General features: G+C 66.9%; 22 protein-coding genes and 1 pseudogene. 11 read left to right on the forward strand and 12 right to left on the reverse strand.

All coding sequences use genetic code 11. From position 1 onward, the window contains the following. Positions 1–380 precede the first annotated feature (380 nt). A complete protein-coding gene (locus tag ACOGJB_RS03480; RefSeq protein ID WP_419839434.1) occupies positions 381–509 on the forward strand; it encodes a hypothetical protein in 129 nt (42 codons plus the stop codon). Positions 510–518: 9 nt separating this feature from the next. Here ACOGJB_RS03480 and ACOGJB_RS03485 read toward each other — a convergent pair whose 3' ends face one another. Then, on the reverse strand, positions 519–2,006 hold the full coding sequence (locus ACOGJB_RS03485) for an FAD-dependent oxidoreductase (RefSeq protein ID WP_419839435.1): 1,488 nt from the start codon (positions 2,004–2,006) through the stop codon (positions 519–521). Positions 2,007–2,046: 40 nt separating this feature from the next. After that, positions 2,047–3,339, reverse strand: coding sequence for a serine hydrolase domain-containing protein (locus ACOGJB_RS03490; protein ID WP_419839436.1), 1,293 nt, complete (start codon positions 3,337–3,339; stop codon positions 2,047–2,049). Positions 3,340–3,652: 313 nt separating this feature from the next. Here ACOGJB_RS03490 and ACOGJB_RS03495 point away from each other — a divergent pair, with 313 nt between their 5' ends. From ACOGJB_RS03495 to ACOGJB_RS03520, 6 genes are all read left to right on the forward strand, one after another. Next, the gene (locus tag ACOGJB_RS03495) at positions 3,653–4,039 is read left to right on the forward strand and encodes a hypothetical protein (RefSeq protein WP_419839437.1); all 387 of its coding nucleotides are present in this window, start codon (positions 3,653–3,655) and stop codon (positions 4,037–4,039) included. A 147-nt stretch (positions 4,040–4,186) separates the two neighbouring features. Continuing rightward, on the forward strand, positions 4,187–4,885 hold the full coding sequence (locus ACOGJB_RS03500; protein ID WP_419840673.1) for a histidine phosphatase family protein: 699 nt from the start codon (positions 4,187–4,189) through the stop codon (positions 4,883–4,885). A gap of 79 nt (positions 4,886–4,964) precedes the next feature. Beyond that, positions 4,965–6,011: a peptidase M29 gene (locus tag ACOGJB_RS03505; RefSeq protein ID WP_419839438.1), complete on the forward strand. Its 1,047-nt coding sequence runs from the start codon at positions 4,965–4,967 to the stop codon at positions 6,009–6,011. A 63-nt stretch (positions 6,012–6,074) separates the two neighbouring features. After that, positions 6,075–7,688: a class I adenylate-forming enzyme family protein gene (locus ACOGJB_RS03510; RefSeq protein WP_419839439.1), complete on the forward strand. Its 1,614-nt coding sequence runs from the start codon at positions 6,075–6,077 to the stop codon at positions 7,686–7,688. After that, complete coding sequence (locus ACOGJB_RS03515) at positions 7,678–8,559, forward strand: NAD(P)-dependent oxidoreductase (protein WP_419839440.1); 882 nt, start codon at positions 7,678–7,680, stop codon at positions 8,557–8,559. Before ACOGJB_RS03510 ends, ACOGJB_RS03515 begins: the two co-directional genes overlap by 11 nt. 50 nt (positions 8,560–8,609) lie before the next feature. Next, entirely contained in the window at positions 8,610–9,668 is a 1,059-nt protein-coding gene (locus ACOGJB_RS03520) for a pyridoxal-phosphate-dependent aminotransferase family protein (protein WP_419840674.1), read from the forward strand. A 31-nt stretch (positions 9,669–9,699) separates the two neighbouring features. Here the strand turns inward: ACOGJB_RS03520 and ACOGJB_RS03525 are convergent, their stop codons facing one another. Further along, positions 9,700–10,902, reverse strand: a complete 1,203-nt coding sequence (locus tag ACOGJB_RS03525; RefSeq protein ID WP_419839441.1) for an aromatic ring-hydroxylating oxygenase subunit alpha — start codon at positions 10,900–10,902, stop codon at positions 9,700–9,702. Between the two features lie 154 nt (positions 10,903–11,056). Next, on the reverse strand, positions 11,057–11,917 hold the full coding sequence (locus ACOGJB_RS03530) for an enoyl-CoA hydratase/isomerase family protein (RefSeq protein WP_419839442.1): 861 nt from the start codon (positions 11,915–11,917) through the stop codon (positions 11,057–11,059). Between the two features lie 239 nt (positions 11,918–12,156). Between ACOGJB_RS03530 and ACOGJB_RS03535 the strand changes: the two genes are divergently transcribed. From ACOGJB_RS03535 to msrB, 3 genes are all read left to right on the forward strand, one after another. Next, complete coding sequence (locus ACOGJB_RS03535; RefSeq protein ID WP_419839443.1) at positions 12,157–12,525, forward strand: hypothetical protein; 369 nt, start codon at positions 12,157–12,159, stop codon at positions 12,523–12,525. A 110-nt stretch (positions 12,526–12,635) separates the two neighbouring features. Beyond that, positions 12,636–13,703, forward strand: a complete 1,068-nt coding sequence (locus ACOGJB_RS03540) for an LLM class flavin-dependent oxidoreductase (RefSeq protein ID WP_419839444.1) — start codon at positions 12,636–12,638, stop codon at positions 13,701–13,703. A 60-nt stretch (positions 13,704–13,763) separates the two neighbouring features. Next, a complete protein-coding gene (gene msrB, locus ACOGJB_RS03545; RefSeq protein WP_419839445.1) occupies positions 13,764–14,174 on the forward strand; it encodes a peptide-methionine (R)-S-oxide reductase MsrB in 411 nt (136 codons plus the stop codon). An 86-nt stretch (positions 14,175–14,260) separates the two neighbouring features. On the opposite strand, the gene ACOGJB_RS03550 is transcribed toward msrB, so the two are convergent. The 6 genes from ACOGJB_RS03550 to ACOGJB_RS03575 form a co-directional block, all read right to left on the reverse strand. After that, positions 14,261–14,884, reverse strand: coding sequence for a MerR family transcriptional regulator (locus ACOGJB_RS03550; RefSeq protein WP_419839446.1), 624 nt, complete (start codon positions 14,882–14,884; stop codon positions 14,261–14,263). 174 nt (positions 14,885–15,058) lie between these two features. Then, positions 15,059–15,583, reverse strand: coding sequence for a bifunctional nuclease family protein (locus tag ACOGJB_RS03555; protein ID WP_419839447.1), 525 nt, complete (start codon positions 15,581–15,583; stop codon positions 15,059–15,061). A gap of 54 nt (positions 15,584–15,637) precedes the next feature. Further along, positions 15,638–16,609, reverse strand: coding sequence for a MerR family transcriptional regulator (locus ACOGJB_RS03560; RefSeq protein ID WP_419839448.1), 972 nt, complete (start codon positions 16,607–16,609; stop codon positions 15,638–15,640). Continuing rightward, positions 16,606–16,989, reverse strand: coding sequence for an FHA domain-containing protein (locus ACOGJB_RS03565; RefSeq protein WP_419839449.1), 384 nt, complete (start codon positions 16,987–16,989; stop codon positions 16,606–16,608). Before ACOGJB_RS03565 ends, ACOGJB_RS03560 begins: the two co-directional genes overlap by 4 nt. Positions 16,990–17,063: 74 nt before the next feature. Beyond that, positions 17,064–17,465 (reverse strand): glycine cleavage system protein GcvH, encoded by a 402-nt coding sequence (gene gcvH, locus ACOGJB_RS03570; protein ID WP_419839450.1) that lies wholly within the window; start codon positions 17,463–17,465, stop codon positions 17,064–17,066. A 191-nt stretch (positions 17,466–17,656) separates the two neighbouring features. Continuing rightward, entirely contained in the window at positions 17,657–18,271 is a 615-nt protein-coding gene (locus ACOGJB_RS03575; RefSeq protein ID WP_419839451.1) for a CDP-alcohol phosphatidyltransferase family protein, read from the reverse strand. 109 nt (positions 18,272–18,380) lie between these two features. Here ACOGJB_RS03575 and ACOGJB_RS03580 point away from each other — a divergent pair. Beyond that, positions 18,381–18,515 (forward strand): annotated as a pseudogene (locus ACOGJB_RS03580) (DNA glycosylase AlkZ-like family protein); the annotation flags it as partial. 36 nt (positions 18,516–18,551) lie between these two features. Here the strand turns inward: ACOGJB_RS03580 and ACOGJB_RS03585 are convergent. Beyond that, positions 18,552–18,932, reverse strand: coding sequence for a hypothetical protein (locus ACOGJB_RS03585; RefSeq protein WP_419840797.1), 381 nt, complete (start codon positions 18,930–18,932; stop codon positions 18,552–18,554). 393 nt (positions 18,933–19,325) lie between these two features. Then, entirely contained in the window at positions 19,326–20,726 is a 1,401-nt protein-coding gene (locus tag ACOGJB_RS03590; protein WP_419839452.1) for a hypothetical protein, read from the reverse strand. Positions 20,727–20,865 lie beyond the last annotated feature (139 nt).

Consider the following 20,865-nt stretch of genomic DNA (forward strand, 5'->3'; position numbering starts at 1 on the left):
TCGGAGTGCAAGTGACGTCAACTGCGAGTATCACATGAGTCCACGAGCTGCGCAAATGCAGATGCATGGACGACAACTCCGATCGCTCGGAGAATGAGGAAGACGCCTTGTGCGGATCTGATCCAGAGCCGACCGTGGCGGGCCGTGGGGAGAGCCTCAGGCACCATCGGCGGGACGGCGGCAGGACAGTCAGGCTGCTCTCCCAAGACTCGGATGGCGTTCCGCCCACCCGACCGGTCGGTGGACGCCAGCAGCCCGAGCACCAGACCGGCAGATCATCTGCAAGGCGGTGAGCCCGGAACACCCAGAGTCAGACCAGGCCCGAACCGCTGACCCCAGCAGTCTGACCGAGTGTCACTGTTCGGTCAGACTTTCCCGTGATGCGGCTGGCGCCGTCCACGGTCACGCCTGAGCGGCCGTGCCGCTACGAGGCGGTGTCGGCGCAAGACCGGCTCGAAGAGGTGATCTGGGAGATCAACCTGATCCCCGAAGCCTGTCGCGTGGAGTAGCGGCGTCAGTTACAACTCGAGCAACGCGTTCTCGATGACTTCAGTCAAGGCCGGGTGTATGTAGAACTGGTCGTGGGCCATCTGGTCGACTGTCTGGCCGAACGCCATGCCCCCGATGAGCTGCTGGATCAGCGTGGAGGCTTGGGGCCCGATGATGTGGGCGCCGAGCAGCTCGCGGGTCTCGGCGTGCGCGATCAGCTTGGCGAAGCTGGAGTGGTCTTCCATGGCCCAGCCGTAGGCGGTGTGGCCGAAGGGCTTGTTCGCCACCGTGATCGGCAGGCCCGCAGCACGGGCGTCGCGCTCGGTGAGGCCCACCGAGGCGACTTGGGGGTGGGAGAACACCGCATGGGGCACCAGGTCTTCGCGGACCGTGCGCATCGGGCCGTCTGCTTGACCTTCGGCCACCAGCAGGTTGTGGCGCAGGGCCCGTACCTGGGCGTTGGCAAGGTGCTTGAGCTGGACCTCGCTCGACAGGTCCCCGAAGGCCCACACGCCCTGCGCAGAGGTGCGGAAGAACTCATCGGTCAGCACGCGACCCTGCTCGTCGGAGACGCCCCCGAGATCGAGCGCAAGCTGATCGCCGTTGGGAACCCGGCCCGTGGCTACCAGAAGCACATCGGCACTCACCGCTTCGGCGGCACCGCCGCGGGTGAACTCCACCGTGTAGGTGTTGCCCTGGGCGCTCGGCGTGCCATCGGCGGCATACACGAACTCGCCGCGCGCTGAGTCACCGGTCGCGGCTCCGCCGCGCACTGGGACACCGGTCGCGGCTCCGCCGCGCACGAGGGTCACCGTCGCGCCGAGGCGCAGATCGAAGTGTCGCTGCGCAGCGGCCGTGAAGGCCTGTGAGATGTCGTCATCCTCGGCCCGCAGCAGGCGCTCGCCGCGGTTGATGACCGTGACAGCGGTCCCCAGCGCGGAGAACACGTAGCCCAGCTCGCAGGCGATGTACCCGCCGCCGAGCACGATCATCGACTCCGGCAGCGAGTCCAGCCGCATCACGGTGTCGGACGTGTGCGCCGGTACCGTGCCCAGGCCGCGGTACAGCGGCACGAACGCACGAGCGCCCGCACCGAGCACGACGTGTCGCCCCGACACCGACTCAGTGCTGCCGTCGTGCATCCGCACCACAAGACGCCGGTCGCTCACAAAACAGGCATCCCCCTCGAACACGGTGATGTTGGAGCATTCGCGGCCCATGCGATAGTCGCGCCCGCCGCTCGCAATCGGATCGATGCGGCCGAACACGCGGTCCCGGATGGCGGGCCAATCGGCGCCGTCGAAGGTGGCAGCGATGCCGTAGTCGCCCGCCGTCGCAATGGTGTCGGCGACGTCGGCCGCGTACACGAACATCTTCGACGGGATGCAGCCCACGTTCAGGCAGGTGCCGCCGAATGTGCCGCGCTCAACGATTGCGATCGACCAGTCGTCGAACTCGGGACCTGGGATGGAATTTGCCGAACCGGTTCCGACGATGACCAAATCGAAATCTGACATGTGCGCAGTCAATCAGCGGTAGGCGTCGACTGAGCCGGCCCTACACCAGCGCCTGGTAGACGAGCGCCTTCAGCTCAGGCCGGATCGGGTGGACGCTGGAAGGCAGCTGCTGCGTGAGAAACACGAGCGTGAGGTCTTCGGTCGGGTCGACCCAGAACGCCGTGGAGGCAGCCCCGCCCCAGGCGAACTCGCCCTTGCTGGAGACGACCTTCGCCTTGGCCGGGTCGAGCACCACCGAGAAGCCCAGCCCGAAGCCGACACCGTCGAAGGCCGCCTCAGAGAACAGCGCACGGCCGCACTCGGTCAGGTCGGCGCCGCCCGGCAGGTGATTGCTGGCCATGAACTCGAGGGTGCGCCGGCCGATGATGCGCGCGCCGCCCAGCTCGCCGCCGTTGCACAGCATCTGGGTGAATCGGTGATAGTCGCCCATGGTCGAGACGAGCCCGCCGCCGCCGGAGAGGATCTTGGGCGGTCCCAGGTACGCCGAGGTGCGAGGGTCGTCCATCAGCGTGCGCACCAGGCCCGGATCGTCGGGGCGATACGCCGGCATCGACGGCCCCGTGTTGCCTGCAGCGGCACGGGCCGCCAGCGTCGCGGTCGTGTAGTTCGCCGCGAAGCGCTCGGCGTCGGCGGGCGGCACCTCGAAGCCCGTGTCGACCATGCCCAGCGGCCCCGTCACGTGTTCGACGAGGTAGTCGTCGAGCGACTGCCCCGAAACCAGCTCGACGATTCGCCCCAGGACGTCAGTGGAGTAGCTGTAGTTCCACTCGGTGCCCGGGTCGAACAGCAGCGGGAGCGACGCGAGCGCCTCGCAGGTCTCCTCCAGGTTGCCCGGAGCCCCCCAATTGAAGCCGTTCGCCCGGTACAGCGCGTCGACCTCGTTGGCGAAGTGGAAGTCGTACGTCAGGCCCGATGTGTGGGTCATCAGGCTGTGGACGGTGACTTCGCCCGCCGGCTCTCGGGTCTGGTATTGCATCACGTTTCCACCGGTGAAGACGCGTGCATTCGCGAAGGCCGGAATCCAGCGCGAGATCGGATCCTTGAGCTGGAAGTGGCCCTGCTCGTAGAGCTGCATGGCGGCGACCGACACGATGGGCTTGGTCATCGAGTAGATGCGATAGATCGTGTCGGACGTGACCGGCAGCGACCGCTCACAGTCGCGATCGCCGTAGCGGTGGGTGTACGCGATCTGGCCGCCACGCGTCAGCAGCACCGACACGCCCGGAAGGCGGCCGTCGTCGACATAGCGATTCAGGTGCGTTGCGATGCGGTCCAGCCGGCTGGCGTCGAACCCCGCTTCGGCCGGTTCGACTTCCGCCTCGATCGATCCCATCGCTGCCTCCGGAGCTGTCGTGGTGTAACTCAGCAGGCTACGGCGCGGGTGCCCTCCGGTTGCGCCGGCACAGCTCTGCGGGCCGTCCCACGATCGCACGCCTGCCCGTCGCCACATCCAAGCTCACGGCGGCACCCGAATCGACTGCCAGAGACAGTTTCCTAAACTACACAGAAACTACGGAAATTAGTTGAAACAAACTCTCTTGACACCGCGTATGCAATCGCTACTAGAGTGCCGCTGACCCGTCGGACGCTTGGCCGTGCATATAGGGCCTCCGGCATCGAGTGATGCAGCGAAAGGTGAAGCGCCTGTGACGTCCACGCATAAATTCTGTTTGTTTATCGACGGCGCCGACTTAGCCGCCGCATCGACGGTTGAGCAACTGGGTTGCGCCGGCTACTCCCATCCGGCCGCAGCCGCCCACGACGGTGTCCAGGCGCTCGTGTTCTCGCGTCGAGCGGTGCTTCTCACCGATGCGGTGATCGCCGCGGTCACCACGGTGGAACGCATTCCCGGGCTCTGTGTGGCCAGGGAGGCCTGCAGCGGGGCCGTTGCAGTATTCGACCCGGATTCGCTGCAACTCACGACGCACTGCGCGGTCGCTGCGCCGACCGACCTCGTCGGCACCGCACCGAGACGAGAACATCGCCGTGGGACCACGCTGAGGCACGCCGACACCCTGGACTCGGTCGACTGAGTACCTACGCAGGCTTGCGCACCCTCGCGCCGCGGCACGTCTCGTTGCCCGCCTGTGTCCCCGGTCGCCGTTGGAGCGGGTCCACGGGGCCACCAGGTCCGGCCTCGACTGGCAGATGCTGTGCGCTCCTAGAGTCTTGCGGTGTGGATGTCGGCGGCGGGCGATATGGCTGACGAGCAGGTGCTCTCGCGACTGCTGATCGTCCGCCACGGCGAGTCCGTCGCTATGGCCGAAGGAGTCGTCGGCGGACCCAAGGGCTGCCGAGGTCTCACCGAGCTGGGTCGCGCCCAGGCCGCAGCGCTGCGTGACAGATTCGCCGCCGGACGTGAACCCGAGGTACAGGTCGTGTACTCCTCGCCCCTGCCTCGGGCCCGCGAGACCACCGAGATCGTGCTGCCAGCGCTCGGTACAGACAGCGAGCGGGGCAGTCTCGAGATTCACCTCCACGACGATCTTGAGGAGATGCGCCTGGGTCCCGCCGACGGCATGACGTGGGAGGCAGCGCGCGAGCACTTCGGGTTCATCCAGCCCATGGACCAGCCCTACACACCTGTGCTCGAGGGCGGCGAGAGCCGTGCAGGGTTTCGCCACCGGGTGGCACAGGCACTCAACGACATCGCCGCAGCTCACCCTGCCAAGACAGTCTTCATGGGCTGCCATGGCGGCATCTCCTCGGCCGCGATGGCCATGGCATTCGGCATCGCGCCAAGTCACCGCGGCGTCGGCGTGGTCACCGCGGTGACCGCCATCACCGAGCTGGAATTGCTCGAGTGGAACGGGCGTCGCCTCTGGCAGGTGCGGCGCTTCAACGACGCGGCGCACCTTGCGGCAGTCGAAGCCGCCTGAGGACGGAGGCGGACGCGCCGATCTGCGCAACCTCTAACTTGGCCCGTAGTCACAGAGCTTCGGGAGTCTGGAGGACCACATGCTGGTCGAACGAATTGAAGCGAAGTGGATTGACGCGTTCTCGACGGTCTTTGAGATGTGCGGTGTCGAACCCCCGCAGACCGCAGCAATCCTGTCGGAGAGCCAGAGCAGGGCCGTCAACGTAAATCTCGCCGAGCTGGCGCTGGATCGCCTCGGCACACCGCCGATTCATATCGTTGTCCCTACGCCGCGCCAATCCGCCCCAGTGCCGGTGCGCTCGACGGGCGCGTCCGACGCGATTGCCGGCTCGACGGCGGTGATCGCCGCCCTCGGGGCCGTCGACTTTGTCGTCGACTGCACCGTGGAGGGGATGCTGCACGCGTCGGAACTCCCAGAGATCCTGGGAGAGGGCACCCGCATCCTCATGGTCTCCAACGAGCACCCCGAGGCCCTCGAGCGGCTGCGGCCGACGCCAGAACTCGAACCGAAGGTGAAGGTCGGCATCAAGAAGCTGATCGCGGCCTCCGAGATGCGCGTGAGCTCAGCCGCGGGCACCGACCTGGTCGTCGACGTGAGCGGAGCACCGTGCGGCGGCGGCTGGGGGTACACGGCCCGGCCCGGCACCATCAGCCACTGGCCGGGCGGGCTGTGCCTGGCGTTCCCGAAAGCGGGCACGGTGAACGGCACCATCGTGATGGACCGCGGCGACATGAACCTCACGTTCAAGCGCTACATCGAGTCGCCGGTCACGCTGCACATCGACGACGACTACGTCGTCAACGTCGAAGGCGGCGGCACCGACGCCGCCCTGTTCCGCAGCTACACCGACGCCTGGGGCGACCAGGAGGCCTACGCGACCAGCCACGTGGGCTGGGGCATGAACCCCGGCGCCCGCTGGGACACGATGTCGCTGTACGACCGCAGCCAGACCAACGGCACCGAACAGCGGGCCTTCGCCGGCAACTTCCTGTATTCGACCGGTGCCAACGAGCACGCCGGCCGTCACACACTGGGGCACTTCGATCTGCCGATGCGCAACCACAGCGTTTCTCTCGACGGGGACGCAGTGGTGATCGACGGCGCCCTGCAAGGCGACCTGGCCTGAGCGAGCCGACCCAACTGCCGGCCGTCCTCCCGCCCGTCAACCCCGCTGCCACCGGACAGCACCGTGAGCGTCCCTTCCCCGCTGAGAGCTGAGGCCCCTGACGCAGCCGTGCCTCCCGACTGCCGCCCGCTGGCGGCCGGCACTGACCTCGCAGCGCGTATCGAGCGCTGGGCAGATCATCGCCCCGACGCGGCGGCAGTCGCCTTCGAAGGCATCGAGCACTCGTACCGCGATTTCGCAGACCAGGTCGCAGCAGCAGCGGGCTGGCTGGCAGCCGCCGGCATCGGCGAGGGCGACAGGGTGGCGTGGCTCGGCCCGAACCGGCCTACTGCGCTACGGCTGATGCTCGGATGCTCCTGGCTGGGCGCCATCTATCTGCCGCTGAATTCGCGCTTGGCACCGCCCGAGCACCGCTGGATCCTCGATCACGCCGAGCCCGCCCTGCTGGCGGTCGACTCGGCGTTCGCCGAACATGGCGCGGCCGTCGACGCACCGTGCGAGCGGCGGGTGGTGCCCGACGAGCCCGACGGCTTCGCAGTTGCGGGCACTGCACCCCCTCGCCGGGGCACGCCCGACCACGCGGTGCTGCTGGCCTATACCTCGGGCACCACCGGGCACCCCAAGGGCGCCTTGCTGGATCAAGCAGCAATGGCGGCCAATGCCGTCAACTCGACCCATGCCCACGACCTCACCAGCACAGACCGGGTGCTCACTACCATCCCGCTGTTCCACGTCGGCGGGCTGAACATCCAGACGCTGCCTGCTGTGCTGGGAGGGGCCGCGGTGCTCATCGAGAGGGCGTTCGACGCCGGGCAGTTTCTCGACGACGTCGAACAGTGGCAACCGACATGGACGGTGCTGGTGCCCGCCGCCCTGAACGCCGTGGCAGCGCACCCGCGTTTTGCCAGCGCCGACCTCAGCTCGCTGCGCGGCATCATGACGGGGTCCTCTCCCGTGCCGATGGCCGCCACCGAGCCCTTCTTCGACCGGGGCGTGCCGGTGGGGCAGATCTACGGATCCACCGAGACGGCGCCGATCGCCGTACACCTGCGCTGCGACCAAGCGGCCGCCCATCGGGGCTCATGCGGCAAGCCCTCGACGATGTGCGAGGTGCGCATCGTCACCGATGCCGGGGCCGACGCCGCTGCGGGGGAGCGCGGCGAGCTGTGGGTACGCGGGCCGAGCGTTCTGCGGGAGTACTGGCGCGATGGGGGGGCCACGGCCGAAGCGCTGGTCGAGGGGTGGTTTCGCACCGGCGACGTGGGCCACGCCGACGACGAGGGCTGGATCTTCATCGATGACCGCCGCAAGGACATGATCATCTCGGGGGGCGAGAACATCTATCCCGCGGAACTCGAAGAGGTGCTTGCCCGCAGCGACCTGGTATCGGAGGCAACCGTCGTGGGCGTGCCCGACGATCGTTGGGGCGAGGTGCCCGTCATCGTCGCCGCACGCCCGGCCCAAGCATCCCGCAGCACTGGTCGCCTAGCCGATGACCCCGACGACGCTGCCGCGGCAGCCCTGCTCAGACTCTTCGACGGCAAGCTTGCGCGCTTCAAGCACCCCAAGGCCGTGTTCTGGACCGAGCAGCTCCCCCGGACCGCACTCGGCAAAGTTCGCAAGCACGAGGTGCGAGCAATGCTCGCCAGGAACCAAGGGGTCCGCCGTGCCAGATGATGTCGCCTTCATCGGACTCGGCGTCATGGGCTACCCGATGGCCGGTCACTTGGCTGCGGCCGGGCATCGGGTCGCCGTGTTCAATCGCACGAGGAGCGTCGCTCAGCGCTGGACCGCCGAACACGCCGGGGTGACGGCACCCACACCGGCTCAGGCTGCCACCGGCGCATCGATCGTGTTCATGTGCGTCGGCGCTGATGACGACGTGCGTGCTGTCGCCTACGGCGATGACGGTGCCTTAGGCGCCATGAGCGACGGGTCGATCCTCGTTGACCACACGACGGCGTCGGCGGATTTGGCACGTGAGCTGGCCGCGGTGTCCTCCGAGCAAGGCGTGGGCTTTGTGGACGCGCCCGTATCCGGGGGCGAAGCCGGGGCGCAGAACGGCGTCCTGACCGTCATGTGCGGCGGCGAAGCGGGACACTTCGAACGGGCGCGGCCGGTCATGGACTCCTATGCGCGAACGGTCACTCTGATCGGTCCCGCCGGGTCGGGACAGCTCACCAAGATGGTGAACCAGATCTGCATCGCCGGGCTGGTCCAGGCACTGTCGGAGGGTCTCGAGTTCGGCCGGCGGGCCGGCCTCGATCTCGACGCCGTGCTGGAGACCATCTCGCAGGGCGCTGCGGGGTCGTGGCAGATGTCCAACCGCGGGACCACGATGATGGCCGACGAGTTCGAGTTCGGCTTCGCGGTGGACTGGATGCGCAAAGACCTCGGCATCGTGATGGCCGAAGCGCAGCGCAACGGCGCTCCCCTGCCGGTCACCTCGCTCGTCGACCAGTTCTACAAGCGCGTCCAGGAGCTCAGCGGCGGCCGCTGGGACACCTCCAGCCTCATCGCATTGCTGCGCCCGCCGCCGGAACGCTGAGCACGCGGCAAGTACCGTGCGGGCTCGTGACACACAGCGACCGCATCTTGATGGGGCCGGGGCCCTCCAACCCCTATCCCGAGGTGATGGAGGCATTCACCCGCCCCATCCTCGGCCACCTCGACCCTGAATTCATCGCTCTGCTCGACGAGACCAACGAGCGACTGCGGACCGTGTGGCAGACCCGGAACCTGCTGACGTTCCCGGTCAGCGCCACCGGCTCGGCAGGCATGGAAGCGGCCTTCTGCAATTTCGTCGAGCCTGGCGATGCGGTGGTCATCGGCGTCAACGGTGTCTTCGGCACCCGCATGTGCGACGTGGCTGCACGCTGTGGCGCCGAGGTAGTGGCCGTGAACACCGACTGGGGCCGCGCCATCGATCCGCAACGTCTCATCGAGGCCCACCCGTCGCCGAAGATCATCGCGGTGGTCCACGCAGAGACGTCCACTGGCGTGCGAAACGACATCGCACCCCTGGGCGAAGCGAAGGGCGATGCGCTCCTGCTCACCGACTGCGTCACATCGCTGGGCGGCATCGAAGTCGACATCGACGGGTGGGGCGTCGACATCGCCTACAGCGGCACGCAGAAGTGCCTCGGGGTGCCCCCGGGTCTCGCTCCGCTCACCGTCAGCGACCGCGCGCTGGACTCGCTGGTCGGCCGGCCCCAGAGCTGGTACCTGGACTTGAACATGATCCGGGCCTATGTCGTCGGCGAGGGCGCCCGCGCCTACCACCACACCGCTCCGATCTCGATGCTCTATGGCCTCCATGCCGGCCTCGGCGCCGTGCTCGATGAGGGGCTGGACAACGCCTGGGCGCGCCACCAGGCCTGCGGCGACGAACTGCATGCGTGCCTGCCCGAGCTGGGCTTCGAACTGTGGGCGCAGGAGGGCCACCGTCTGCCCGAGCTCACCACCGTCACGCTGCCTGCAAGATTCGACGATGCCGCGGGGCGGCGCGCCCTACTCGAGCGTTACGGCATCGAGGTGGGCGGCGGGCTCGGCCCAGTCGCCGGCAAGGTGTGGCGCATCGGCTGCATGGGCCACACCGCCCGGATGCGCAACGTCAGGATGCTGCTGGGTGCGCTCGAGGAACTCGTCCAGAGCTGAATCACCGACGCCGCTGGTGCGGTGTCGTCGATCAGCCCGTCGGGTGCAACTGCAGCAGTTCGCGGCCGAGCGCGGCCCGGTAGGTGTTGTGGAAGTGATGCAACGCAGGCTCGTTGCGCCCGAACACGACGTGACTGAGGGCACCGCTGTTGGCTGAGCGCTGCTGGCTGGCGCTCATCGCATAGTCCTCGTCACGGATGATGTTCCCGAATCCGCGAGCCACCTCTTCGGCCATGTGGACGCCATCTTCGCCAGTTGCATCGCCAGACGCTGTGTCAACCGAGACGTGGGGCCGCAGGTAGAACGAGATGCGGCTCGTGTGCCGCCCCGGATCCTGGGCGTCGGGATAGGCACGGACGACATAGACGACGCTGCCCGAGGGGATGAGCTGCGTGTTGGGGAACAGCCAATACACCGGCAGCGTGGCGGTGCACAGGTCCCAGTCGTCGGGCGGGAGCTTGCGCATCTCGTCGATCTCGCGCCGGCACAGCAGCATTCGGTGGTTCCGGCCGAAGGTGTCATAGCACTGCACGTTGCCGTGAAAGGCCGCGGAAAGCGTGTCGGAATGCAGCACCGGGAAGTGGTACGTCTCGCCGAACGTGTCCATGGCGAGCTTCCAGTTGCAGTCCACGTCGTACCGGTCGCCGCCGAGCCGGCGCAGCTTGCCGAGATCCCAGTCGGCGAGGTCTGCGGCCAGTTCGGCGCCCAGCAGCTCGTCGGGATCGATGACGCCATTGGGCTGCGGATGCACCCACAGCAAGCCCTCGCGCTCGACCGCCGGCAGCGGGACCAGTCCCAGTTCTGCGCGATCCAGCTCGCCGAAGTGGTCGGACTTGGGCAAACCCACCAGCGTCCCGTTGCCGTCGTAGGTCCAGTTGTGAAATGGGCACGCAAAGCGGCGCTTTCTGCCGCGCTCGGCAGACTCGATGACCACACCGCGGTGCCGGCAGGCGTTCACGAACGCCTTGAACTCCCCCGACGCAGTGCGCGTCGCCAGGATCGGTGTGCCGAGTTCATCGAAGGTCATGAACGACCCGGGCTCAGCCAGATCGCCCGACAGCCCGACAATCTGCGGATGATGGTCGAAGAACTCGCTGCGCTCCACTGCTGCAAGTTCAGGATCGGTGTATGACGACGTGGGGTTGTACCTCACACCGCCGGCATCCACGTTGGTGCCGGAGTCGAGTCGCGCCAACAGGGTCTTGATCTGATCGATCTGCTCGGCGCGCTTCACGTCGAAAGTATGCCAGCACCCGGAACTTGGAGGAAGCGCCAATAGGTGAACCCTGCCGTTGTCGCACCAGTCGTTTCCCGCTCTTGTTCGCTGTCGCTCACGGGCCGCTCGGGCCACGGCTTCGCCTATCGGCTCAGCCTCTTGGGGCGGGGGCTCAGCGCAGCCAGTCGTTGTACTCCGGCTGGCGCTTGGCCTGGAATGCTGCGACGCCCTCTGCGGCATCGGGCAGGTGGTCGGTGATGGCTGTCTTGGAGGCGATCTCGTCGAGCGACTGCTCCCACGTCATTTCTGCTGCCAGCAGGATCGAGCGCTTCAGCATGCGCATGGCCACCTGGGGCCCTTCGGCCAGCTCGTCGGCGAGCTTGCCCGCAGCAGCCGGCAGCTCTTCGTCGTCGACCACTTCGTGCACCAGCCCGAGCTCGTGCGCGGCCTCGGCGTCGACGATCCGCTTGCGCATCATGAAATCGGTCGCCTTGGCCACGCCGAGGTGCTGCACCAGCAGCCACTGGCCGCCTTCGTCGGGCAGCAGACCGAAACGCAGCGTTGCCGAGCCCATGCGAGCCGAACGCGCCGCAATCCGGAAGTCGCACGCCAGCGCGAAGCTGAAGCCGGTCTGGATGGCGAAGCCGTTGATGGCAGAAATGGTCAGCTTGTCGAGGCGGCGCACCGCGGTGTTGACCGCCTGAGAGATCGTCCGCAGGCTGTTGTAGGTGCCGGCGGCATTGTGATGCCCGCCGAAGATCGTGGGCGTGGCAGAGGGGCGGGATTGCTCGTAGCTGCCCAGGTTGTCGCCCGCCCAGAACGCCCGGCCCTGGCCGGTGAACACCACCACCCGTACCGCGTCGTCCATCTGCACTTGGGTGATCAGCTCGATCAGATCCCGCTTCATCGAATGGGTCGAGGCGTTCATCGACTCGGGCCGGTTGAATGTCACGGTCAGCACACCGCTGGATGCCAAGGCCTGCTCGAAGCCGAAGTACTCGGTGTCGAGGTAGCCCGCTTGCTCGGTTGTCATCGCTGATCCCCCTGCGTATGCGCCGGCCCGCCTTCTGCGGGACCCGTGCTGAACCTAGTGATACCTGAACTTACTGATAATGCGGTACTCAGAGGCTGAGCCGATAGGCGAAGCCGTGGCCCGAGCGGCCCGTGAGCGACAGCGAACAAGAGCGGGAAACTACCGGTGCGACAGCGGGAAGGTTTACCTATCGGCGCCGCCGCTTACTGATAATGCAGGCACTCTGTACGCTGCCCGCTGTGACCGGCGAGTCAGGCGATGGGCCGTTCAGCCCGTTCGATGGGGTGCTCATGCTGCGGCTCGACGCCGAGACGCCCGGTGGCGACCGCGCCTACTACGTCACGCCGTTCGTGACTGACGGCGAGCGGCTGTTCGTCTTCGACGAACCCGGCGACCGCAGCGACGCTCTCGAAGAGCTGCTCGTCGGCAATCGAACTGCCGTCAGCTCGACGACGACCGGTGACTTGAGCGTCGGGGCCGTCGGGGGCTACCCCACGCCCGACGAGGAAGCCTGGGCACGCGACGCCTGCTCGGCGAGGTTCTTCTACGACCAAGCCTTGCAAGACCTGGCTCAGCTCGGTGGCCTGGTGACACTCCACCCCGCCTGAGCAACCAGTAGCCAGATGCTCCCCGCTCTTGTTCCCGATCCGAATGCGACTGTGCTCACGGGCCGCTCGGGCCACGGCTTCGCCGCCTGCTCAGCCTCTAGGGTTCCGGCGTGCGAACAGCCATCGGATTCGGAGGTCCGGCGTCGGGCAAGCGCCGCGACTGGGATGAACAGGTCGAGTTTCTGCGAGAAGCCGACCGCCTCGGCGTAGATATCTTGTGGTCCGCCGAGGCATGGGGCATGGACGGCGTCAGCACGCTTGCCTACCTCGCCGCGGTGACGCAACGCTGCCAGCTCGGCACCGGCATCTTGCAGATCTCGGCCCGTACCCCGGTCATGACCGCCATGACCGCGCTCTCGCTGGCCGCAATGACCGACGACAGGTTCATCCTGGGGCTCGGCGTGAGCGGGCCCCAAGTGGTGGAAGGGCTCCATGGGGTCCGCTTCGCCGACCCGCTGGGGCGGCTGCGCGAGACCGTCGACATCTGCCGCCAGGCGTTTGCGGGCGAGAGGATTGCCTATGACGGCCGGCACCATGTGCTCCCGTTGCCCGACGGGCAGGGCAAGTCGCTGCGGCTGGCACAGCCTGCCAACGACAGCATCGAGATCTGGCTCGCCACACTGGGGCCCAAGTCGTTGCATTACACCGGCGAGGCCGCCGACGGCTGGGTGGGCGTGTGCTTCGTGCCGAGCCGTCCCGAGGTGACGTGGGGCAAGGTGCTCTCCGGTGCCGAAGCAGCCGGGCGCCCGCCGAGCGCCGTCGCGTGCCAGGCGGGCGGCGCCGTGGAGTTCGGCGACGACATCGAAGAGCTGATAGCGCCGCGGCGCCCCGGCCTCGCGTTCACGCTGGGCGCGATGGGCTCGGCGACAGCGAACTTCTACAACGACGCCTACCGCCGCGCCGGCTTCTCCGACGAGTGCCGCCACGTGCAGCGTCTGTGGCTCGACGGCGATCGCGCTGGCGCCGCAGCCGCCGTGCCCGACCGCCTGGTCACCGAGACCAACTTCTTGGGCACCCACGACCAGGTCACCGACCAGGTCCGGGCGTATCGCGACGCAGGAGTGGACGTGTTGCGTCTGCAGCCTGAGGGGGCCACGGCCGCCGACCGGCTGGACACGCTCGCACAGATGGTCGACATCGTGCGGGCCGTCAACGCCGAAGCCCCCGCCGCCGGCTAGTCCGGCCCACGGGCTCGCCGCGACCTGTCAGGCCGCCTCGGCGTCGCTACCGTGGGTTCCATGACGGAACGACCTGTCGCATTCACTGAGTCGGAGTTGCGGGAGCGGCTCACCCCCATGCAGTACCACGTCACCCAAGAGGCAGGCACCGAAGGCCCCTTCACCGGCGAGACCTGGGACAACCATGCCGAGGGCGACTACCTCTGCGTGGTGTGCGGTGCCGAGCTGTTCAGCTCAGAGACAAAGTTCGAGAGCGGCTCCGGCTGGCCCAGCTTCACCCAGCCGGTAGACGACGCTGCGGTCAAAACCGAGGTCGATCGCTCCTTGGGCATGGTCCGCACCGAGGTGATGTGCAAGGCCTGCGGCGCGCACTTGGGCCACGTCTTTCCCGATGGCCCACGCCCGACGGGCGATCGCTTCTGCATGAACTCGGCGTCGCTGCAGTTCTCGCCCGCCGACAACCCGGACTGACTCGGTTCGTCTGAGCACCGGTCGGCCATAGCGGGCACCGCGTCAGCTGGTGCCCAGTCGGCCAGCGGCCGGAACGCCGCTGGCGGTCAATCGGTGATGCCGTCGCCCGGTTCGCTGCCGATGTCCAGACTGAGCTGCACGGCGATCGGTTCGTCAGGAAACAGCTTCACCACGTCGGCGTCGAGCTCGCGGCGCACGCCCGCTACGGGCAGCACAGTCAGCATGGCCGCCTGGCCTTGTCGCAGCAGGCTCAGCACTTGGTCGTCGTCGACCAGCAACACGTCGGTGCCGCTGATGACGATGTTCGCCGACGCAACCTCGCCGCCGAGCTGGTTGCGGAGGTAGTCGAACGCCCGCGCAATCGACTTCAGGTCGATGCCGGCGTCGCGCATCTTCTTGGCGATCTTCAGCTCGACGAGGTCGTTGTAGGAATAGCGACGCCGTGATCCGCTGCCGGTGGCTTTCGCAACCGACGGCCTCACCAGCCCCTGGCGGGCCCAGTGATCGAGCTGGCGGTAGGTGATGCCGACAAGCTCGGCAGTCTGCGGGCCGAAGAAACCCTCCGCGAGCGCGCCGAGGGCTTCAGCGCCGCTTGACTCGGAGAGGTCTGCTTCGCCGGTGGACGCGAGAGGCGCCGAGCGGGATCTCGGCGTGTCGGCGCCTCCCGATGCCGTTGGCTCAGACGACAGGGCTCGTTGCTGAACGGCCATCGGTTTTTCCTCCCCCATCCACAGCGGACGCCGCAAATCACATTTTGCGAACTACTGGTTTGTGATCCGCGCTCCCACAGAGCGTACGACGACCCGCCGCTGCGACGCAAGCGGCCAGATAACGGGAGCTGGCAGCGGCCGTTCGGGCCGCAGCAGCGGTCGGGCCACCGCGCCTCACTCCGGGTCGCTGGCCTCCGCCGCGGGCCCAAAGTCGTCGGGCCGCACGTCGTCGAGGAACTGCTTGAACTCGTCGAGGAGCTCGTCGGGGTCGACATCGGCGGGGGGATCGGGAGGAAGCTCGATGATCTGCCCCGCTTCGTCGAGCACCGATTCGCTGGCGAAGATGGGGGTGTCGGCCCGCACCGCCAGCGCCACGGCGTCGCTCGGCCGAGCGGAGATCGTATGGGTGGCCTCCCCGACCGTGACCTCCATCTCGGCGAAGAAGGTGCGGTCGCGCAGGTCGGTGACGGTGACCTTGACGAGCGTCGCTCCGAGCACGTCCAGCATGGCCGCCATCAGGTCGTGCGTCAGCGGCCGCGGCACTCGAATCTGCTCGATGCCGCGGTAGATCGCCTGGGCCTCGGGGGTGTCGATCACCACCGGCAGCACGCGCTGAGAACCGCCGGTCTCGCGCAGCAACAGCAAGGGGCTCTGCGAGGGCATCTCCACCTGCACGCCAAGGAGCTCCATCTCAACCATGGCCCGCACATTACTTCGGCCCCTGCTCCCGGTGAGCCGGCGAACACTCAGCGACTAGCGCCAATATCGGCGCAAGGCCTCCCCCATCACGTGGGAGCGCAGCCGCTCGCAGAGCGCGATCAGGCGACCCAAGGAGCGCTGCGCGTCAAGGTCGGCCGAAGCACCGCCGGCATGAAGAATCGGTTGAATGCCCTGCTCGAACATCGATGCATCGCGCGCTGCGGCATTGCGAACCACACGCAGGTGACGGGCCTGCAGGCCGTATGTGGCGAATTCGCGCGAGATACGGGCGACGAGCAAGGCGCCGCTGCTGTAACGCGGCGCAGGCGGTTCCAGGCCCAACGAGGCCTGCACCGCCGCAGCATGCGCTGCTTCGGCTTGGGGCGGCAGTGATCGAGCTTCGTCGGCTTCGTCGAGCGGCACGAGAAGACCGAAATCGGTCAGCTCGGCGATCTCTTCGACAGTGAGTCCGCTCTCGGCACTCAGCTCCGCGGCGCTGTACGTCGCGGCGGCGTCGGGAGCGATCCATGGGGGCTTGGGGCCGGCGGTTGGCGCCGTCGAGACCGGATCTGTTGCGCTCTCGACTGCATCCGCGGGAACAGGTTCTTGGGGACCCTCGGCTGCGTCTGCGGCGCCAGTCGCCGCAGCGGCACCTGCAGCCCTGAACTCGGAGGGTGCTTCGGGTTCAGGTTCAGCCGTCGCCGCGGGGGACGATCCGGGGGCCTCGTGAATCCCGATGCCCCAGATGTCAGCCAGGTGCTCGCCTCGGTCGATCCGCTCCCCGATGATGCTGAGCGGCAGGTACTGGTCGCGTTGACGGGTCAGGATCCAGCGAAGAACTTCGATGTCATGCGGCCCGAAACTGCGGTAACCCCCTGACGTGCGGGCCGGCGAGATGAGCTTGCGATCTTCGAGGAACCGGATCTTGGAGTCGGTCAGATCATTGAACTCGGACCGCAGCAACGACACGACCTCGCCGATCGACAACCGTGCTCCGGGTGCGTACGACTCGGGGCGTGCGCTCACAATCCGAATGAGGAGATCAGGTACAGCAGCTTGAACTTGCCGATCTGCAACTCATTGCCGCTGCTCAGCTTCACCTCGCCGTCGGTGCGAACGCCATTCACATAGGTGCCGTTCAACGAGCCCACGTCGATCAGGATGTGTCCCGCCGGACCGAGTTCGAGCACCACATGACGGCGCGACACGGTGATGTCGTCCAGGAAAATGTCGCTGTCGGGGTGGCGGCCGACGGTGACCCGGTCACCGGCCAGCTCGAAGCGGGTCCCGGACCGATGGCCCGACGTGACCACGAGCTCCGCCTGACCGGCGTACGGCGGGACTTCGGTAACGCGCACCGGCACGAGAATCTCGGTGGGTGCGTCACCGGTCGTGTCCAGTCGCATCCCGCAGCCGGAACAGAACCGGGCATCCTCGGCACTTACCTTTCCGCATGTGCCGCAGGTCACAGACATGGAGATCAGATGTCCTCGGCGATCAACGCGGCGTAGCTGTCGGCATCGAGCAGTGCTTCCATCTCCGTAGAGGCCTGCGACGCGTCGTCTAGCGGGGCGATAACGCAGAGCCACCCGTCGCCATACGGCGACTCGTTGACCAGCTGCGGTTCGTCCTCCAGCGTGACGTTCACCTCAACCACTTCCCCCGAGATCGGGGCAAAGATGTCCGAAACGGATTTGGTCGACTCGATCTCGCACATCGGCTCGTCAGCGGTGACCTGTGCACTGATCTCGGGCAACTCCACATACACGACATCGCCGAGCGCATCCTGCGCAAAATCGGTGATGCCCACCTGCACCCCGCCGTCTGCGGGACGTACCCATTCATGATCGCTCGAGTAGCGAAGCTCGGCGGGAATCTCCATGTCCACGAACCTACCGGATTGCCGTCGCCCCAGTAGCTAGAGCCGTGTCACACAGCCATTGCCATGCCGAGTCTCGCCGAAGTCCGCAGCGCGCTCGGCCGAGCCGAGTCGGGCTTCCACGCAAGCGATTGCTGACACAGCACGAGGTCTCACTGCGCCGGGCTTCCATGCGGGTGTCGGCGGCCAAGTGCTCAGCCGCTGACGCGGGCAGCACGCCCCTGCCGCACCGCAGTGAATGCTTGAGGGATGTAGCCCACCGCCGACCAGTAGTGGATCGGCAGGCCCACTGCGACGAAGATCCACGCCCCGATCCCGAACGCATCCGCGGCGGGGATATCGCTGTGCCCCGCGAGAAAGAACGGCACGGCGAACATCATGAGAAACGTGCCGGTCTTGCCCCACCAAGTCACGTCGATCTTGCGAGCACCGAGGGCACCGAGCACCAACGCGGCGATGGCAACGACTCCCTCGCGGAACAGCGCCAGCACGGCAATCCACAGCGGCAACGAGCCGTCGACGATCATCACGACGAGCGCGACCAGCAACAGCAGCCGATCGGCGGTGGGGTCGAGAATCTTGCCCAGCTCGGAGACCTGGTCGAAACGCCTCGCCACCCAGCCGTCGACCCAGTCGGTGGCCCCCAGCGCACCCAGCAGCAGCGCCGCCGCCCAGCGGTCCTCGGCACCGAACACCAACCACACGAACCACGGCAGACAGCCCAGCCGCGCCAAGCTAATCAGGTTGGGCACAGTGAACGGCCGCCACCCGAGGTCGGGGTTCGACGACGCATCGGGCGTTTCGCTCACCCGGCTCACAGTACCGACATGCTCATGCTCTCTGAGGCGGGACCGACAGGCGAACCCGTGGCCCGAACGCAGGGGTAAGGGCGAGCAGGCGGGCGGCGATTCAGGCTATGTGCCGGCCGGGCTGAAGCGTGGCCGCACGCGATCCCGGACGGTGCTGATCAATCCGTTCGATCCCCTGGTGTGGTACCGCCCGCGTGCTGAGCGCCTCTTCGGGTTCCACTACCGGATCGAGATCTACACACCCAAGGCCAAGAGCATGCGGGAGCCAGACCTCGACGCTTCAACGGCAGGGGTAGTCGGCCGGGCCCATGCCGTTGGCTCGCCACACATTTCGTTGATGCACGTCTGGTTCACCCCAATCGGGCTGGCGGCGGGGTCCTTCTCCTCCGCCGACCGAGACGTGATCCCCGTCCGTCATCGGGCCCTCGTCGTGCACCCACAGCGACCGGGTGTCGGGGTCATACCGTGTTCCGGGACGCGGGAGCATGATCATGGAATACAGCAGTCTGCCGTTGCCGTCCCGACGGAGTCCCGGGTCGAAGCCTTGCCCCCAATCGTGCTCGGTCTCCAGCACATGGACGTAGGGTTCCTCGATGATCAGGTAGCCGCACAGCTCGGCCATCTGGCCGTCTCCATCTGGGTCGAAGTCCCACATTCCCACGAATGGCGACGGCGGCGCCCCGAGGGGCGGCAGAGTGCTCGCGACTGAATCATCATTCGCTGCTAAACTGGCCGGGGCGCGATTGATGCCATCGAGCTGTGATTCGAACGGCCGATGTTCCGGGACATATACGCACCTGCCGCTGCTTGAAGACTGGCATCGCAATGCGCTCGATGCGGCGACAGTGTCGGCCGTAGCGGCAGGAGCAGTGACGTCAGTGCGGGTCTCTGTGATTGTGTTCCTCGGAAGGGCAGCAGGTGCCTGCTTGTCGTCGAGACTGCTCCCCTGGGCGACACACCCAAAGACAAGCCACGCAGCGATCACCAGAACCAGCACAGTGCGGCGGGGCGTCATTCGCGGTCCAAGCTCCTCGTACTGGTGCGACACCAGCCCTCAGCCGATGGTGACGTTGTTGGCGACGAGGATGTCGACGCCCAAGAAATCCTCGACTCTGTCGATAGCTGAGAAGGTCAGCTTCTTGCCGGTTGAGATGCAGTTATCGGCGTCAGTACCGCCCTTGAGAATGCCGTAGGCCGTGGAATTTCGATAGAACGGTCCGCCGCTGTCACCCTTGCAGCCCTTCAATCCGGATCCGTACACACGGACAAAACGGGCAGCGCAGTCCGCAGGGGTATTGAACTCATCGGCGTAGCACGCGCCAGAGTTGGTTGGCCGATAGTAGATGTTGATCACGGTTCCACAGGTACTGCCAGTTTTCTTGCCTGTGTGACAGACGATGTCGCCGAGCATCCTCGACCACGATTCGGCGCCCCGTACGACGCGGGTCTCAGGGGGCGTGCTCTGGTAATCGACGAACTGCGACTTGAGCTGATGCCCTGAACCGGAGGGGATCTCGTGAAATTGGGCGTCTGCGGTGGTGCCTTTGTAGCCGGTCACCCACGGCAACGATACGCCGTGCATCGTCAGCGGTTCTCGGCAGTGGCCGGCGGTGATGATGCCGAAGGTGCGGGTGCTGCGCTGGCGAGCGGCGAAACCCGATGTGCAAGAGCTCATGGCGCGTCCGCCGTCGAACATCGCCATGTCGCCGTGGTCGCGTCCGTCGACGATGGAGTAGGCGACGCCGATGTGGCCTTGGTAGGCGGCGGTCATCTGCGCTGCGAGAGCAGCCAGTTCGGCGTCGGTCGCCGAAGCGGTTGCGGCAGGCGTGTCGGTGCTGCCGACGGGGCCGATGCCGTCTTCGGTGCCTCGAAGCTCGGTCGGCTCTGTGGGTCCCAGCAGCGCAGGGTCGATGCCGATGTGCAGAGTATTGGTGCCCAAGTCCGGCGCGGTGAAGGTGACCGCAGCCGAGTAGTCCGCGACGCCGGTCTGGTCGTCGACGCGCCCGACAGGGCCGATGCTGCTGCCGTCACCGAAGCCGTCCTGGGCTTTGAGCAGCTCGGCGAGCGTGTGCGCGGCACCGGTGCGGATCTCGACGTCGCCGTGTGCGACCGCGATCGCTGTCGAAGCAGGCTTGGGAACCTCGTCGCCGGTCAGCCACACCCAGCCGGTGAAGGTGCCCACGTGGTCGATGCCCCATCCCGCAATCCGAGACGATTCGAGTTCTCGGATCGACGCCAAGATGTCCTGGATCGGCTGGATGCGGTCGAGGCGCCGGACTGCCTCGGCCTCGGTGACGCCGAACTCAGCGGCGTACGAGGCGACAGCAAGATCTGCTGCCTGCTCGGCGCCGAGGCTCGTGCCCGTGTCTTGGGCCAGCTGGCCCTCGATGACCGGATCGGCGCCTTGAGCGCCGACGCTCACCGTGCTCGCCAAGAGCGCCGCCGTCAGGACCATTGAGAATACTGTTCGTCGCCGCCATCGGCCGCGGTGTCGAAGATGTGTTTCGGAGCCATCTGCAAGTCGCATTGGATCATTTCCTTAACGTTCGTTAAGGATCGATCCTGACCCTATGCCTCATATGCGCGGGGCCGTG

Source organism: Candidatus Poriferisodalis sp. (assembly GCF_965208895.1).
Lineage (GTDB): Bacteria > Actinomycetota > Acidimicrobiia > Acidimicrobiales > Poriferisodalaceae > Poriferisodalis.